The sequence below is a fragment of the Burkholderia metallica genome (assembly GCF_001718555.1).
GTDB classification, from domain to species: domain Bacteria; phylum Pseudomonadota; class Gammaproteobacteria; order Burkholderiales; family Burkholderiaceae; genus Burkholderia; species Burkholderia metallica.
The window spans coordinates 203,006-218,231 of the sequence record NZ_CP013401.1; the positions used below are offsets into that span (position 1 = coordinate 203,006).

15 protein-coding genes are annotated in these 15,226 nt (G+C 67.3%); 13 read left to right on the forward strand and 2 right to left on the reverse strand.

Going from position 1 to position 15,226, the window contains the following annotated elements; genetic code table 11:
* The first annotated feature begins 12 nt into the window (after window positions 1-12).
* Entirely contained in the window at window positions 13-837 is an 825-nt protein-coding gene (locus WJ16_RS00845; protein WP_069255460.1) for a Cof-type HAD-IIB family hydrolase, read from the forward strand.
* 130 nt (window positions 838-967) lie between these two features.
* Here WJ16_RS00845 and aqpZ read toward each other — a convergent pair whose 3' ends face one another.
* Window positions 968-1,711 carry an aquaporin Z gene (gene aqpZ / locus WJ16_RS00850; RefSeq protein ID WP_069255461.1) on the reverse strand — a complete coding sequence of 248 codons (744 nt, stop codon included), beginning with the start codon at window positions 1,709-1,711 and terminating at the stop codon, window positions 968-970.
* Between the two features lie 299 nt (window positions 1,712-2,010).
* Between aqpZ and WJ16_RS00855 the strand changes: the two genes are divergently transcribed.
* Entirely contained in the window at window positions 2,011-2,307 is a 297-nt protein-coding gene (locus WJ16_RS00855) for an H-NS histone family protein (RefSeq protein ID WP_021162849.1), read from the forward strand.
* A gap of 105 nt (window positions 2,308-2,412) precedes the next feature.
* On the opposite strand, the gene WJ16_RS00860 is transcribed toward WJ16_RS00855, so the two are convergent.
* Complete coding sequence (locus WJ16_RS00860) at window positions 2,413-3,477, reverse strand: glycosyltransferase family 4 protein (protein WP_069255462.1); 1,065 nt, start codon at window positions 3,475-3,477, stop codon at window positions 2,413-2,415.
* A gap of 669 nt (window positions 3,478-4,146) precedes the next feature.
* Between WJ16_RS00860 and flhD the strand changes: the two genes are divergently transcribed.
* From flhD to WJ16_RS00915, 11 genes are all read left to right on the forward strand, one after another.
* Window positions 4,147-4,467: a flagellar transcriptional regulator FlhD gene (flhD, locus tag WJ16_RS00865; protein WP_011350590.1), complete on the forward strand. Its 321-nt coding sequence runs from the start codon at window positions 4,147-4,149 to the stop codon at window positions 4,465-4,467.
* A 91-nt stretch (window positions 4,468-4,558) separates the two neighbouring features.
* Window positions 4,559-5,113, forward strand: a complete 555-nt coding sequence (flhC, locus tag WJ16_RS00870) for a flagellar transcriptional regulator FlhC (RefSeq protein ID WP_069255463.1) — start codon at window positions 4,559-4,561, stop codon at window positions 5,111-5,113.
* A gap of 179 nt (window positions 5,114-5,292) precedes the next feature.
* Window positions 5,293-6,153 carry a flagellar motor stator protein MotA gene (gene motA, locus WJ16_RS00875; protein ID WP_069255464.1) on the forward strand — a complete coding sequence of 287 codons (861 nt, stop codon included), beginning with the start codon at window positions 5,293-5,295 and terminating at the stop codon, window positions 6,151-6,153.
* 13 nt (window positions 6,154-6,166) lie between these two features.
* Window positions 6,167-7,186: a flagellar motor protein MotB gene (gene motB / locus WJ16_RS00880; protein ID WP_069255465.1), complete on the forward strand. Its 1,020-nt coding sequence runs from the start codon at window positions 6,167-6,169 to the stop codon at window positions 7,184-7,186.
* A gap of 24 nt (window positions 7,187-7,210) precedes the next feature.
* Window positions 7,211-7,588 carry a response regulator gene (locus tag WJ16_RS00885; RefSeq protein WP_069255466.1) on the forward strand — a complete coding sequence of 126 codons (378 nt, stop codon included), beginning with the start codon at window positions 7,211-7,213 and terminating at the stop codon, window positions 7,586-7,588.
* Between the two features lie 33 nt (window positions 7,589-7,621).
* Window positions 7,622-9,856, forward strand: a complete 2,235-nt coding sequence (gene cheA / locus WJ16_RS00890) for a chemotaxis protein CheA (protein WP_069255467.1) — start codon at window positions 7,622-7,624, stop codon at window positions 9,854-9,856.
* 51 nt (window positions 9,857-9,907) lie between these two features.
* Window positions 9,908-10,423: a chemotaxis protein CheW gene (gene cheW, locus WJ16_RS00895; protein ID WP_069255468.1), complete on the forward strand. Its 516-nt coding sequence runs from the start codon at window positions 9,908-9,910 to the stop codon at window positions 10,421-10,423.
* Window positions 10,424-10,460: 37 nt separating this feature from the next.
* On the forward strand, window positions 10,461-12,422 hold the full coding sequence (locus tag WJ16_RS00900; RefSeq protein WP_069255469.1) for a methyl-accepting chemotaxis protein: 1,962 nt from the start codon (window positions 10,461-10,463) through the stop codon (window positions 12,420-12,422).
* Window positions 12,423-12,425: 3 nt separating this feature from the next.
* Window positions 12,426-13,406: a CheR family methyltransferase gene (locus WJ16_RS00905; protein ID WP_069255470.1), complete on the forward strand. Its 981-nt coding sequence runs from the start codon at window positions 12,426-12,428 to the stop codon at window positions 13,404-13,406.
* The gene (gene cheD, locus WJ16_RS00910; RefSeq protein ID WP_069255471.1) at window positions 13,403-14,128 is read left to right on the forward strand and encodes a chemoreceptor glutamine deamidase CheD; all 726 of its coding nucleotides are present in this window, start codon (window positions 13,403-13,405) and stop codon (window positions 14,126-14,128) included. The genes WJ16_RS00905 and cheD overlap by 4 nt, the downstream gene beginning before the upstream one ends.
* On the forward strand, window positions 14,125-15,216 hold the full coding sequence (locus tag WJ16_RS00915) for a protein-glutamate methylesterase/protein-glutamine glutaminase (RefSeq protein ID WP_069255472.1): 1,092 nt from the start codon (window positions 14,125-14,127) through the stop codon (window positions 15,214-15,216). Before cheD ends, WJ16_RS00915 begins: the two co-directional genes overlap by 4 nt.
* The last annotated feature ends 10 nt before the right edge of the window (window positions 15,217-15,226 follow it).

Consider the following 15,226-nt stretch of genomic DNA (forward strand, 5'->3'; position numbering starts at 1 on the left):
TTCTTCCGCCCCATGTACAAAGTCATCGCCACCGATCTCGACGGCACCCTGCTGAACAGCGACCACCAGCTCGATCCGTATACGATCGACACCGTCCGCCGGCTCGATCGCGACGGCCTGCAGTTCGTGATCGCCACCGGGCGCCATTATGCGGACGTCGCCGGCATTCGCGACGTGCTGGGCATCCGGCCGTACCTGATCACGTCGAACGGGGCGCGCGTACACGCGCCGGACGACACGACGATCCACGCGCAGGACATCGATCCGGCGATCGTCCGCGGCCTCGTGCAGCCGGACGTCGTCGGCGCGCACGGCCGCGTGATCGTCAACCTGTTCACCGACCAGGGCTGGCTGATCGACCGCGAGGCGCCGCACCTGCTCGAATTCCACCAGGATTCGGGCTTTCGCTACGACGTGATCGACATGGTCGCGCACGACGGCGCGGATATCGCGAAGGTGCTGTACATCGGCGAGCCGGCCGATCTGGCGGTCGTCGCCGAGCAGATGCGCGTGCGCTATGGCGATGCGCTGTACGTCACGTACTCGCTGCCCGACTGCCTCGAAGTGATGACCGCGAACGTGTCGAAGGGCCGCGCGCTGCGCTCGGTGCTCGCGCGGCTCGGCGTCGACACCGGCCACTGCATCGCGTTCGGCGACAACATGAACGACATCGACCTGCTCGAAACCGCCGGTCACGCGTTCATGATGAACAACGCGAATCCCGACCTGATCGCGCGCCTGCCGCACATCCCGCGCATCGGCAACAACTTCGACGCGGGCGTCGCCCGCCACCTGCGCACGCTGTTCTCGCTGGAAAGCGACGTCCCCGCCTCCTGAGCGTGTTTCCGGGCGGTATCGCCGCGCGGAAATGAAAAACGGGCGCCAGGGGCGCCCGTCGAAATTGCCTGCCTCGATGTTCTTCGACAGCGTGAGGCTCGCTGCTCTGCTCGCTTGACCCCGTAGTGTTTTATTCGCTTGTGCGAGCGGATGCCGGCAGCAGGTCGACGGCGTCGTCACGCCCGGCGACCAGCGGGTAGATGATCCCTGCGAGCGCCGCACCGATCAGCGGTGCGACCCAGAACAGCCACAGCTGGCCGATCGCATCGCCGCCCACGAACAGCGCCGGGCCGGTCGAGCGCGCCGGGTTCACCGACGTGTTGGTGACCGGGATCGAGATCAGGTGAATCAGCGTCAGGCACAGCCCGATCGCGATCGGCGCGAAGCCGGCCGGCACGCCGCGCTTGTCGGTCGCGCCGAGGATCACGAACAGGAAGAAACCCGTCATCACGACTTCGCAGATGAACGACGCGGTGAGCGAGTAGTGGCCGGGCGAGCGCTCGCCGAAGCCGTTCGTCGCAAAGCCGCTGCCGACCACGTCGAAGCCCGGCTTGCCGGTCGCGATCAGGTACAGCACGAACGCGCCGAGCGTCGCGCCGACAACCTGCGCGACGATGTACGGCACGAGATCGCGCGCCGGGAAGCGGCCGGCGACCGTCAGGCCGACGCTCACCGCCGGGTTCAGGTGGCAGCCCGAAATATGGCCGATTGCGAATGCCATCGTCAGCACGGTCAGGCCGAAGGCAAGTGCGACGCCGGCAAAGCCGATGCCGAGGCCCGGAAAGGCGGCGGCCAGCACGGCGCTTCCGCACCCGCCGAGCACCAGCCAGAACGTGCCGAATACCTCTGCAGCGAGACGCTGAGAAAGATTCATGTAAGGACCTCGTTCAAGTGGATTGACTACAACCGGACGACTCGACAGATTTAAACCGTCATCCGGAATTGGTCTGGATTATAGGAAATGAATCGGGCGTTGGAGGGTCAACGATTGTTAAATTTGAATGGCTGACGAATGCCTTTATTAGAATAAGTCCGCATTCTCGATATAGCCGAATCGGTTAAAGATGGCAGCATTAATTTCGAAGGGGTAGGGCGGCAGTGCGGATGGCGTAACGGATGTTGGTGTCCCGGCCGGATTCGCCGGGGCCGCATCATCGAAAAGGGAGTCGAAAAATGTCTCAATACGCGAAACTCAAGGCGCAGATCGCGGATCTGCAGGCGCAGGCGGACGATGTGCGCCGCCAGGAAGTGGCGGCGGTGATTGCCGAAGTCCAGCAAAAGATTGCCGAATACGGGCTGACCGCCCAGGATCTGGGCTTCGCGGAGCGAGCGAAGCGCGGGCGTCCGCCGAAAAAGGCGCCGCTGCCCCCGAAATACCGCGATCCGAAGTCGGGCGCGACGTGGAGCGGGCGCGGCAAGCCGCCGAATTGGATCGTCGGTAAAAACCGCGATCGTTTCCTGATCGAATGACCGAAAGTCCAAACAAAAAAGCCGCATCGAGATGCGGCTCTTTTGTTTGGCGCGCCGATTTCGGCGCGGATTGGATTACGGAATATTTCCTTGCGGATTTCCGTGTCAGGCGCCGGCGACGCGGCGCAATGCCGGGTGACGGGTGCCCGTGCAAAGCGATTCGTAAGTTTCGACATAACGCTGCGCCATCGCCTTCGAGCTGAAACGCGTGTCGAAACGTTCGCGAATGGCGGTGCGCGACAGGCTGTCGATCCGGTGCAGCGCGCCGACCGCGCCTTGTACGTCCTCGACGATGAAGCCCGTTACGCCGTCCTCGATCACTTCCGGCACCGAGCCGCGGTTGAACGCGACGACCGGCGTGCCGCAGGCCATCGCCTCGATCATCACCAGGCCGAACGGCTCCGGCCAGTCGATCGGGAACAGCAGCGCCTTCGCGCCGGACAGGAACGCCGGCTTCTGCGCCTCGTTGATCTCGCCGATGAATTCGACGTGCGCCTGGTCGAGCAGCGGCTCGATCACTTCCTTGAAATAGTCGGCGTCGGCCTTGTCGACCTTCGCGGCGATCTTCAGCGGCAGCCCGCTTTGCGCGGCGATCCGGATCGCGGTGTCGACGCGCTTTTCCGGACAGATCCGGCCGAGGAACGCGAGGTATTCGGGCTTCACGCCCGGCTGCGGCGTGAGCAGCGTGTCCGGCAGCCCGTGATATACGGTGCCGGCCCACGCGGCCTGCGGCAGCGGCTTGCGCTGGTTGTTCGAGATCGACACGACCGGCGAATCGGGGAACGCGTCGAACACCGGCTGCAGTTCCGGCAGGTCGAGACGGCCGTGCAGCGTCGTCACGTACGGCGTGTCGAGGCGCGACATCAGCGCGAACGGCAGGTAGTCGAGGTGAAAGTGCAGCACGTCGAATTCGTGCGCGACCCGCGCGACCTGTTCGATCAGGCGCATATGGGGTGCCATCGAATCGCGGATCGACGGATCGAGTCGCAGCGCGCGCGGCCAGGCCGGTTCGAGGCGGGCCGACGTGACGGAGTCGCCGCTGGCGAACAGCGTCACGTCATGGCCGAGTTCGACGAGCGCCTCGGTGAGGTAGGACACGACGCGCTCGGTGCCGCCGTAGAGTTTCGGCGGAACGGCTTCGTAAAGCGGCGCGATCTGGGCAATTCGCATGGATGTTCTCCTGTGTCGATCCGCGTGGGCGCTTCGGCGCCGGTACGGACCCCGTACGAGGGTTGCGGAACTTGCCGACGCACGCGGTTGGCGGTACGTGGCCGTGCCCTGGGCGGGGTGTGCGGGGCGCCGGACGGCAAGCTGCGGGGCGGGCCGGCACGGCTCGCGCCGCCGCCCATTGGAGTCCATTATCGATATCGCCCCGAGGGGTTCGAGTGTTTTTTCAAACACTTAAGGCTTGTTACACGCTGAAATACGCGAAAACCCCGATAAAAAGGGCACGGAATCAGGAATGGAGATAGATGCAACTATTGTTGCACTGGCGTGAAAAAGCACTATAATTTTTACCGATCCGATTGTCGGCAGCCCTGCCGGCAAGCCTTCCGCGCCATGCGGCGGCCGTCGGCCTCCCATCGCAGCCCAATTTGCGCTGCCACCCGTTTTCCCGATTGCGCCTTTCAATTCGCCTTGTCGGAAAAATTCCTACACGGTTTACAGACAAATCCTGCATGGCATACGCCACTTCGCTGATACCGACATAAATGCCGTTTGGCCAAAATTCGGCCTGTAAGACTATAAACGAGCCGACTGCGCGCCAAGAGCGCTCTGATCGAGCAAACGTTTTCATAACACGAAATGGCCAAAGCAAAGCTCTTTAACGGGGGAATCATGAGCGCTACCAGCGAAATGCTCAGTGAGATCAAAGAGGTCAATCTGTCGTACCTCCTCCTCGCGCAACGCCTGCTGCGGGAAGATAAAGCGATGGGCATGTTCCGCATGGGCATTTCCCAGGAACTCGCCGACGTGCTCGCGAACCTCACGCTCGCCCAGACCGTGAAGCTCGCCGCGTCGAACCAGATGCTGTGCCGCTTCCGCTTCGATGATCACGCGCTGCTGTCGTCGCTCGCCGACAAGGGCCGCAGCGACGTCGTCGCGCACGCCCACTCGGCCATCCTGATGGCCGGGCAGCAGGTCGAAGGCGTCCGCTGATCCATCCCGCCTTGCGTATGTCCCGGCGCGCCGCGCCGGCGGGCAGCGTATTGGCCATCCATCGAATAACGTCAAGCGGACGGTTATCACCATGGCAAGCAAAAGCGTCGTGATCGAGGTGAAGGAAATCACCCTCGCCATCGAACTGATCGAACTGGGCGCCCGGCTGCAACTGCTGGAAGCGGAGACGAGCCTGTCGCGGGACCGTCTGATCAAGCTGTACAAGGAACTGAAGGGCGTGTCGCCGCCGAAGGGGATGCTGCCGTTCTCGACCGACTGGTTCATGACGTGGCAGCCGAACATCCACTCGTCGCTGTTCTACAACATCTACCGGTTCATGCAGGACCACGGCCGCTGCGAGCCGATCCAGTCGATCGTGAAGGCGTACCGGCTCTATCAGGAGCACGTGAACCTGTCCGGCGACGAAGCCGTGCTGAGCCTCACGCGCGCATGGACGCTCGTGCGCTTCTTCGATTCGGGGATGTTGCAGATGACCCCGTGCACGCGCTGCGGCGGCCATTTCGTCGCGCATGCGCATGATCCGCATCAAGGTTTCGTCTGCGGCCTCTGCCAGCCGCCGTCGCGCGCGGGCAAGACCCGCAAGGCCGCTGCCGCACGCGCCGAGATGGCCGCCGCCGCGGCCTGAGCGCCGGCCGGGCGGGGCGCTCGGGCCGCCACGGGCGGCGCGAATCGCCTGCGAAGCGTCCGCGAATTGCTGGTAAACACCGTCGGGCCGCCGCCGGGCGGCCGCGAAAGTTTTCCTGCCGACTGCCGTAAACCTGTTTAACGGCGGTCTCCCCGCCGGTCATTCGTGAGGGACAGGCAGTGCTGATTATCGTGGGAACACTCGTGACGCTGTTGTCCGTCTTCGGCGGTTATGCGCTGGCAGGCGGGCATCTGGGCGCATTGATCCAGCCCGTCGAGATCCTGATGATCGCGGGCGCGGGCGTCGGCGCGTTCATCCTCGGCAACGGCGGCAAGACCATCAAGGCCACGCTGCGCGTGCTGCCGACGCTCTTCAAGGGTTCGAAATACACGAAAGACGTCTACATGGAGCTGATGGCGCTGCTCTACGTGCTGCTCGCGAAGGCACGCAAGGAAGGCACGCTCACGCTCGAGGCCGACATCGACGATCCGGAAAAGAGCCCGATCTTCACGCAATACCCGAAGATCCTCGCCGATCGTCACATCGTCGAGTTCCTGACCGACTACCTGCGCCTGATGGTGGGCGGCAACATGAACGCGTTCGAGATCGAGAGCCTGATGGACGAGGAGATCGAGACGCACCACGCGGAAGGCGAAGGCCCGGCGCACGCGCTGATGCGCGTCGGCGACGCGATGCCGGCGTTCGGCATCGTCGCGGCCGTGATGGGCGTCGTGCATACGATGGCGTCGGCCGACAAGCCGCCCGCGGTGCTCGGCGCGATGATCGCGCAGGCGCTGGTCGGCACGTTCCTCGGGATCCTGCTGTCGTACGGGCTGATCGGGCCGCTCGCGAGCCTCGCGGAGCAGCGCGTCGCCGAGTCGACCAAGATGTTCCAGTGCATCAAGGTGACGATCCTCGCGACGCTGAACGGCTATGCGCCGGCGATTGCGGTCGAGTTCGGCCGCAAGGTGCTGTTCTCGACCGAGCGTCCGTCGTTCTCGGAGCTCGAAGAGCACGTGCGCCGCGTGAAGGCGAAGTGACGCGGAGCGCCCGATGAGCAAGAGCAAGGATCGCGCAATCGTCGTCAAGCGGGTGGCCCCGGCGAAGAAGGGCCACCACGGCGGCGCCTGGAAGCTCGCGTACGCGGACTTCATGACCGCGATGATGGCGTTCTTCCTGCTGATGTGGCTGCTGAGCTCGGTCACGCCGGTGCAGCTGAAGGGGATCGCCGAATACTTCAACACGCCGCTGAAGGCCGCGCTGTTCGGCAGCGGCGATCGCAGCTCGCAGGATTCCAGCATCATCAACGGCGGCGGCCGCGACCTGTCGAGCGTCGACGCCGGCACGCTGCGCCGCACCGACGGCACGACGCAGCTCGCCGAACGCTTCGCGAAGCTGGGCGACGAGCAATCCCGGTCGCAGGCGCAGGGCGCGCAGGACCGGCTCGAGCAGGCGCGCCTGCACGACCTGCAGATCAAGCTGATGGCCGCGATCGAGGCCAATCCGACGCTGCGCCAGTTCAAGCAGCAGATCCGCATCGATTCGACGCTGATGGGACTGCGCATCGAGATCGTCGATACGCAGAAGCGGCCGATGTTCGCGATGTCGAGCGATAACGTCGAGCCGTACATGCGCGACATCCTGCGCGAGATCGGCAAGACGCTGAACGACGTGCCGAACCGGATCATCGTGCAGGGCCACACCGACGCCGTGCCGTACGCGGGCGGCGAGCGCGGCTACAGCAACTGGGAGCTGTCGGCCGACCGCGCGAACGCGTCGCGCCGCGAGCTGATCGCCGGCGGCATGGACGAGGCGAAAGTGCTGCGCGTGCTCGGCCTCGCGTCGACGCAGAACCTGAACAAGGCCGACCCGCTCGATCCGGAAAACCGCCGGATCAGCGTGATCGTGCTGAACCGCAAATCCGAAGAGGCGCTGATGCGCGACGATGCGACGACCACGACGCTGTCGGCCGATGCGGCCGGCTCGCACGCGCTCGCGCAGCAGCTCGGCGGCGCGGCGCCGGCCGCGCGCCCGGCGCTCGCGGCGTCCGCGCTCGCCGTGCCGAAACCATAACGCTTACACGATTCCGAGACAGACATGATCCGAACCATTCTCGCCATCGACGACTCCGCGACCATGCGTGCGCTGCTCCAGGCGACGCTGGCGCAGGCCGGCTACGACGTGACGGTGGCGCCGGACGGCGAGGCCGGCTTCGACCTGGCGGCCACCGTGCCGTACGACCTGGTGCTGACCGACCAGAACATGCCGCGCAAGAGCGGGCTCGAAGTGATCGCCGCGCTGCGCAAGCTGACCGCCTATACGGAAACGCCGATCCTCGTGCTGACGACGGAAGGCAGCGACGCGTTCAAGGACGCCGCACGCGATGCGGGCGCGACCGGCTGGATCGAGAAGCCGATCGACCCCGCCGTGCTGATCGACCTGGTCGCGACGCTGTCCGAACCGGCCGCTTCCTGACATTCACGCGACGCATTCAACCCGGGACCGGGCATGACTCTCGACATCACTCAGTTCTATCAGACATTTTTCGACGAAGCGGACGAACTGCTCGCGCAGATGGAGCAGTTGCTGCTGAACCTCGACGTCGGCGCGCCCGACCCCGAGGATCTGGCCGCGATCTTCCGCGCCGCGCATTCGATCAAGGGCGGCGCGGCGACGTTCGGCTTTTCCGCGCTGACCGATACGACGCACATCCTCGAATCGCTGCTCGATCGCGCGCGCAATCACGAGCTGACGCTGACCAAGGACATGGTCGACGCGTTCCTCGAGACCAAGGACGTGCTGTCCGACCAACTGGTCGACTACCGCGCGAGCGCCGAACCGGACGCGGCCGCCGCCGCGGCGATCTGCGCGAAGCTCGAACGCCTGCAGGCCGAAAGCGGCGCGGGTGCGCCGGCTGCTGCACCGGTCGCCGCCGCCGCTCCCGCCGCGCCGATTGCGGAACCGGCCGCCGGCGGCGACCGCGCGCCCGACCACGTGGTCGAGCAGGCCGTCGCGGCCGCGCATCCGGCGGCCGACGCCGAAGCGGGCGAGAGCGGCCCGCACCTGAAGATCACGCTCGTGGGCGTCGACGCGAAGGATCGCGAACTGCTCACCGAGGAACTCGGCAATCTCGGCCGGATCGTCGGCCGTGAAGAAGCCGGCGCCGACCTGACGCTGTGGGTCGAATCGGACGTGCCGTCCGACGACATCGTCGCCGTGTGCTGCTTCGTGATCGACGAAAGCCAGATCCGCGTCGGGCACGGTACGGCGCCGGCCGCGCCGGCTGCCGCGCAGGACGCAGCGGCACCGGGGGCGGAACCGGCCGCCGCCGCGTCACCGGCGCGCGTGGAGATGTTCGCGCCGCAGGCCGCGGCCCCGCAGCCGGCCGCACCGGCGCAGGCAGCCGTGGAGCCGGCCGCGCAAGCGCAGGCCCAGACGCCGCAACCGGCCCAGCAAGCACACGCCGACCTCGCGTCGCACGCCGCCGCGCATCACGACGACAAGCGCGCGCGCCCGGCCGCCGCGGCCGCATCGGGCGCCGAAGGCAGCTCGATTCGCGTCGGCGTCGAGAAGGTCGACCAGCTGATCAACCTCGTCGGCGAGCTCGTGATCACGCAGGCGATGCTCGCGGAAACCGCGAGCGCGTTCGATCCGGCGCTGCACGACCGCCTGTTCAACGGGATGGCGCAGCTCGAGCGCAACGCGCGCGACCTGCAGGAAGCCGTGATGTCGATCCGCATGATGCCGATGGACTACGTGTTCAGCCGCTTCCCGCGGCTCGTGCGCGACCTCGCCGGCAAGCTCGGCAAGCAGGTCGAACTGGTCACGTTCGGCCAGGCGACCGAACTCGACAAGAGCCTGATCGAACGGATCATCGATCCGCTCACGCACCTCGTGCGCAACAGCCTCGACCACGGGATCGAGACGGTCGACAAGCGCGTCGCCGCCGGCAAGGACGCGGTCGGCCAGCTCGTGCTGTCGGCCGCGCACCACGGCGGCAACATCGTGATCGAGGTGAGCGACGACGGCGCGGGCCTGAACCGCGAACGGATTCTCGCGAAGGCCGCGAAGCAGGGCATGCAGGTGTCCGACAACATCAGCGACGACGAAGTCTGGCAACTGATCTTCGCGCCGGGCTTCTCGACGGCCGAAACGGTGACCGACGTGTCGGGCCGCGGCGTCGGGATGGACGTCGTGAAACGCAACATCCAGTCGATGGGCGGCCACGTCGAGATCTCGTCGCAGGCCGGCCGCGGCACGACCACGCGGATCGTGCTGCCGCTCACGCTCGCGATCCTCGACGGGATGTCGGTGAAGGTCGGCAACGAGATCTTCATCCTGCCGCTGAACTTCGTGATGGAGTCGCTGCAGCCGTCGAACGACGACATCTACACGGTCGGCAACGGCGAGCGCGTGGTGCGGGTGCGCGGCGAATACCTGCCGCTCGTCGCGCTGCACGAGGTGTTCTCGGTCGAGGACGCGCGCACCGATCCGACGCAAGGGATCGTCACGATCATGGAAACCGAGGGGCGCCGCTTCGCGATGCTGATCGACGAACTGGTCGGCCAGCAGCAGGTGGTCGTGAAGAACCTCGAAACCAATTACCGCAAGGTGCACGGCATCTCGGCGGCGACCATCCTCGGCGACGGCAGCGTCGCGCTGATCGTCGACGTCGCGGCGCTGAACCGCGAAACCCGTGCGATGCACGGCGCCCGCGCGGGCGCCGAGCTCGCGATGTTCTGATGTCTCTCGCCATACAACCGATTGGGGGCAAACGTGTCTGCTGAAGTCCAAATGATCAATCCGGCCGCGGCGAACGCGGCAACCAGCCGCCGCGACGCGGAACATGGCGACGCGACGGGCCAGGAATTCCTCGTGTTCACGCTCGGCGACGAGGAATACGGGATCGACATCCTGAAGGTGCAGGAAATCCGCGGCTACGACAGCGTCACGCGCATCGCGAACGCGCCCGAGTTCATCAAGGGCGTGATCAACCTGCGCGGGATCATCGTGCCGATCGTCGACATGCGGATCAAGTTCCATCTGGGCCGCGTCGAGTACGACCACCAGACGGTGGTGATCATCCTGAACGTCGCGCATCGCGTGGTCGGGATGGTGGTGGACGGCGTGTCGGACGTGCTGACGCTGCAGACCGACCAGATCATGCCGGCGCCGGAATTCGGCGCGACGCTGACGACCGAGTACCTGACGGGCCTCGGCACGGTCGACGGCCGGATGCTGATCCTGATGGACATCGAGAAGCTGATGTCGAGCCGTGAAATGGCGCTGATCGAGACGCTCGGCGCATAAGCGCGCCGCGCGCGCAGGAATTTCGGGAGAATCTGCAATGTTGCATAACTGGTCGATCCGCACGACGCTCACGGCGGTCGGACTCATCCTCGTGGCGCTGGCCGCCGCCGTCGGCGGGCTCGGCCTCTACGCGCTGAATCACGCGAGCCGCTCGCTCGACGAGATCGCGCACGTCGACCTGCCGGCGATCCACACGCTCGACGATACGTCGTCGTACCTGCTGCGCGCGCGCGTGTCGCTCGACCGCTTCCGGTCGCTGACGGAAGCCGGCAACGCGGCCGAAGCGGCCAAGGTGCTCGACCGCGCGCAGGAGCTGTACGCGAAGTCGAACCAGAACTGGCAGGCGTTCCAGTCGACGCCGAAACTCGGCGTCGAACAGGCGCTCGTCGACGAACTGACCGCGCGCTACACGACGATCGTGAAGGAAGGCGTCGAGCCCGAATTCGCGGCCGCGCGCGCGGGCGACATGGCCGCGTACCACGCGGTCGCCGATACCAAGATCAGCCCGATGTTCGTCGCGTACGACCAGGCTGCATCGGCCGTGATCGCGTCGCTGCAGCGGCGCGCGGAAGATCGCCAGGCCGCGACGCAATCGCAGATCTCGCTGATGATCGCGCTGATTGCGGCCGGCATCGCGATCGCGTTCGTCGTCGTGATCGCGATCCGCTTCGCGCTGCGCGGGCTGATCGTGAAGCCGCTCGAGGACGCGATCGCGCACTTCGAGCGCATCGCCGGCGGCGACCTCACGCAGCCGGTCGACGTGTTCAGCACGAACGAGATCGGGCGCCTGTTCGGCGGCATCAAGCGGATGCAGGACGCCGTCACGACGATGGTGCAGGCCGTGCATCGCGGCACCGAGTCGATCGACGTCGGCGCGCGCGAGATCGCGACCGGCAACACCGACCTGTCGCAGCGCACCGAGGAGCAGGCCGCATCGCTGCAGGAAACGGCGTCGAGCATGGAGCAACTGACGGGCACCGTGAGGCAGAACGCGGAGAACGCGCGGCAGGCCAGCCAGCTCGCGGTGAACGCGTCGGACATCGCGACGCGGGGCGGCGACGTGGTCGGCCAGGTCGTAGCGACGATGCAGGACATCGCGGCGAGCTCGGGCAAGGTCGTCGACATCATCGGCACGATCGAAGGCATCGCGTTCCAGACCAACATCCTCGCGCTGAACGCGGCGGTCGAAGCCGCGCGCGCGGGCGAACAGGGCCGCGGCTTCGCGGTGGTCGCGGGCGAGGTGCGCTCGCTCGCGCAGCGCAGCGCGAGCGCGGCGAAGGAAATCAAGCAGTTGATCGGCGATTCGGCCGAGAAGGTCGAAAGCGGATCGGCGCTCGTGTCGCGCGCCGGCTCGACGATGGACGAGATCGTGCAGGCCGTGCGCCGCGTGACCGACATCATGGGCGAGATCAGCGCCGCGTCGGACGAGCAGTCGACCGGCATCGAGCAGGTCAACCGCGCGGTGGGCCAGATGGATTCGGTCACGCAGCAGAACGCGGCGCTCGTCGAGCAGGCGGCGGCCGCGGCCGCGTCGCTCGAGGAGCAGACGCGCCAGATGAAGGCGATCGTGTCGGGCTGGCGCGTGTCGGGCGGCATCGTGCTCGCCCCGTCGCGCGGCGTTGCGCGGCCGCTCGCGCATGAACCGGCGCCCGCGCCGGCGCTCACGTCCGAGCCGCGTTTCGACGCGGCGCCGGTCGCCGCGCTGCCGGCCCCGTCGGGCGCCGCGCAACCGGCACGGCGCGCCGCGCCGGCGCCGCGTGGCGCCGCTGCGGCTGCGGCGGGCGCGGGTCGCGAACCGAAGCGCGCGGCCGATGCCGGCGCGCACGCGCAGAAGGATGCACCGGGGGCCGGCGGCACGGCCGCGGGCGGCTACGGGCCGCGTCTCGCGAAAACCGCCGCGCCGGCCGCGAAGCCCGCGCTCGTGCGCCCGGCGCTGAACGGCGAGAAGCCGGCGGCGGCCACGGCCGGCGCGTCCGACGACGACTGGGAGACCTTCTAAACCATGCCGCACGCGCGCGCGCCGTTTCGACCCGATGCACCGGACGCCTCGCCTCGCGCGGGCGAGCCGGGGCGCGACTTCGCGTTCACCGGCGCGGATTTCGCGCGCATTCGCGCGCTGATTCACCAACGCGCGGGGATCTCGCTGTCCGAGCACAAGCGCGACATGGCGTACAGCCGTCTCGCGCGGCGCTTGCGGGCGCGCGGCCTCGACACGTTTCGCGACTACCTCGACCTGCTCGAACAGGAAGACGATCCGCTCGAGTGGGAAGCGTTCACCAATGCGCTGACGACGAACCTGACCGCGTTCTTCCGCGAGGCACACCATTTCCCGATCCTGTCGGATTTCGTGAAGGGGCGGCCGGCGCCGGTATCGGTCTGGTGCTCGGCCGCGTCGACCGGCGAGGAGCCTTATTCGATCGCGATCACGCTGATCGAGGCGCTCGGCGAATCGGCCGCGCGCGGCGCGTCGATCCTCGCAACCGATCTCGACACGCAGGTGCTCGCGAAGGCCGAGGCCGGCATCTACACGTACGACCAGGTCAAGCACCTTGCGCCCGAGCGGCTCAAGCGCTTCTTCCTGAAGGGCACCGGCGCGCAGGCCGGCCGCGTGAAGGTGCGCCCGGAGCTGCGCGCGATGATCCGCTTCGAGCAGTTGAACCTGACCGATGCGGACTACGGGATCGCGAAGCCGTTCGACGCGATCTTCTGCCGCAACGTGATGATCTATTTCGACAAGCCGACGCAGGGGCAGGTGCTGTCGCGCTTCGAGCCGCTCGTGAAGCCGGGCGGGCTGCTGTTTGCCGGCCATTCGGAAAACTTCACGTACGTGACGCAGGCGTTCCGGTTGCGCGGGCAGACCGTGTACGAACTGACCCGCGATGCCGCACCGGGCCTGCGCTCGCGCGGCGCGCCGGCGCCGGCGATGCCGTCCGCCGCGCGCGCTGCCGCCGGCGCCGCGGCGGCATCTGGAGCGCGTGGATGAGCGCCCTGCCGATCGCGACCAATCGCTACTTCGACAACCACTTCGGCCGTCCCGGCGTGAAGCTGCTGCCGAACGAGTTCTACACGACGTCCGAGGACATGGTGCTGATGACCGTGCTCGGCTCGTGCGTCGCCGCGTGCCTGCACGACCCGTATGCGGGCATCGGCGGGATGAACCACTTCATGCTGCCGGACGACGGCGCCGATCCGGGCGCGGCCGCGTCGGAATCGATGCGCTACGGCGCGTATGCGATGGAAGTGCTGATCAACGAGATGATCAAGGCCGGCGGGCGCCGCGAACGCTTCGAGGCGAAGGTGTTCGGCGGGGCGGCCGTGCTGGCCGGGATGACGACGATCAACATCGGCGACCGCAACGCGGATTTCGTGCGCCGCTACCTGGCGCTGGAGCGCATCCGCATCACGGCGGAAGACCTGCAGGGCGTCCATCCGCGCAAGGTCGCGTTCATGCCGCACGACGGGCGCGCGATGGTGAAGAAGCTGCGGCTGCAGGTGCCGGGCGTGACCGAGCGCGAAGCGGCGCTCGCCCGCGAGGCCGAGCGCGCCGGCGCGGCCCGGGCGCGTCCGCAGGTCGAGCTGTTCGCGGCGAAGCGTGCGGCTCCGCCGCAGCCGGCGCGGCCGCGCATCGAGCTGTTCGGCGCGCGCGGCGCGGCGCCGGCCGGCGGCGTGCGGGCGGCGAACCTATCAAGAAAGCAGGAGGCATGACCGCAGTGCAGAAGATCAAAGTGTTGTGCGTCGACGATTCGGCGCTGATCCGCAGCCTGATGACCGAGATCATCAACAGCCAGCCCGACATGACGGTGTGCGCGACCGCGCCCGATCCGCTCGTCGCGCGCGAGCTCATCAAGCAGCACAACCCGGACGTGCTCACGCTCGACGTCGAAATGCCGCGCATGGACGGGCTCGACTTCCTCGAGAAGCTGATGCGCCTGCGGCCGATGCCGGTCGTGATGGTGTCGTCGCTGACCGAGCGCGGCTCGGAGATCACGCTGCGCGCGCTCGAACTCGGCGCGGTCGACTTCGTCACGAAGCCGCGCGTCGGGATTCGCGACGGGATGCTCGACTACGCGGAAAAGCTCGCCGACAAGATCCGCGCGGCGTCGCGTGCGCGCGTGCGCCAGGCGCCGCAGCCGCAGGCCGTCGCGCGCGCGGCGGACAGCGCCGCGGCCGCGCCGATGATCAACAACCCGCTCGTCAGTACCGAGAAGCTGATCATCATCGGCGCGTCGACGGGCGGCACCGAGGCGATTCGCGAAGTGCTCACGCCGCTGCCGCCGGATGCGCCGGCCGTGCTGATCGCGCAGCACATGCCGCCCGGCTTCACGAAATCGTTCGCGCAGCGGCTGAACGGCCTGTGCCGGATCGCGGTGAAGGAAGCCGAGCACGGCGAGCGCGTGCTGCCGGGCCACGCGTATATCGCGCCGGGCCACGCGCATCTGTTGCTCGCGAGAAGCGGGGCGAACTATATTGCGCAGCTGTCGGACGAGCCGCCGGTGAACCGGCACCGCCCGTCGGTCGACGTGCTGTTCCGCTCGGCGGCGACGCACGCGGGCAAGAACGCGATCGGGGTGATCCTGACCGGGATGGGCCGAGATGGCGCGGCCGGCCTGCTGGAGATGAAACGCGCGGGCGCCCACACGTTCGCGCAGGACGAAGCCAGCTGCATCGTGTTCGGGATGCCGCGCGAGGCGATCGCGCTCGGCGGCGCGGACGAGATCGTGCCGCTCGCCGAGATGAGCCGCCGCGTGATGGCGCGTCTCGCGACGATGGGTGAGCGCGTACAGCGCGTCTGAATGGAATGTC

What these genes read in the sequence shown, in the direction of transcription:
- WJ16_RS00845 (WP_069255460.1), top strand. Translation starts at nt 13, where the DNA reads ATGTACAAAGTCATCGCCACCGATCTCGACGGCACCCTGCTGAACAGC.
- aqpZ (WP_069255461.1), bottom strand. Translation starts at nt 1,711, where the DNA reads ATGAATCTTTCTCAGCGTCTCGCTGCAGAGGTATTCGGCACGTTCTGG.
- WJ16_RS00855 (WP_021162849.1), top strand. Translation starts at nt 2,011, where the DNA reads ATGTCTCAATACGCGAAACTCAAGGCGCAGATCGCGGATCTGCAGGCG.
- WJ16_RS00860 (WP_069255462.1), bottom strand. Translation starts at nt 3,477, where the DNA reads ATGCGAATTGCCCAGATCGCGCCGCTTTACGAAGCCGTTCCGCCGAAA.
- flhD (WP_011350590.1), top strand. Translation starts at nt 4,147, where the DNA reads ATGAGCGCTACCAGCGAAATGCTCAGTGAGATCAAAGAGGTCAATCTG.
- flhC (WP_069255463.1), top strand. Translation starts at nt 4,559, where the DNA reads ATGGCAAGCAAAAGCGTCGTGATCGAGGTGAAGGAAATCACCCTCGCC.
- motB (WP_069255465.1), top strand. Translation starts at nt 6,167, where the DNA reads ATGAGCAAGAGCAAGGATCGCGCAATCGTCGTCAAGCGGGTGGCCCCG.
- WJ16_RS00885 (WP_069255466.1), top strand. Translation starts at nt 7,211, where the DNA reads ATGATCCGAACCATTCTCGCCATCGACGACTCCGCGACCATGCGTGCG.
- cheA (WP_069255467.1), top strand. Translation starts at nt 7,622, where the DNA reads ATGACTCTCGACATCACTCAGTTCTATCAGACATTTTTCGACGAAGCG.
- cheW (WP_069255468.1), top strand. Translation starts at nt 9,908, where the DNA reads ATGATCAATCCGGCCGCGGCGAACGCGGCAACCAGCCGCCGCGACGCG.
- WJ16_RS00900 (WP_069255469.1), top strand. Translation starts at nt 10,461, where the DNA reads ATGTTGCATAACTGGTCGATCCGCACGACGCTCACGGCGGTCGGACTC.
- WJ16_RS00905 (WP_069255470.1), top strand. Translation starts at nt 12,426, where the DNA reads ATGCCGCACGCGCGCGCGCCGTTTCGACCCGATGCACCGGACGCCTCG.
- cheD (WP_069255471.1), top strand. Translation starts at nt 13,403, where the DNA reads ATGAGCGCCCTGCCGATCGCGACCAATCGCTACTTCGACAACCACTTC.
- WJ16_RS00915 (WP_069255472.1), top strand. Translation starts at nt 14,125, where the DNA reads ATGACCGCAGTGCAGAAGATCAAAGTGTTGTGCGTCGACGATTCGGCG.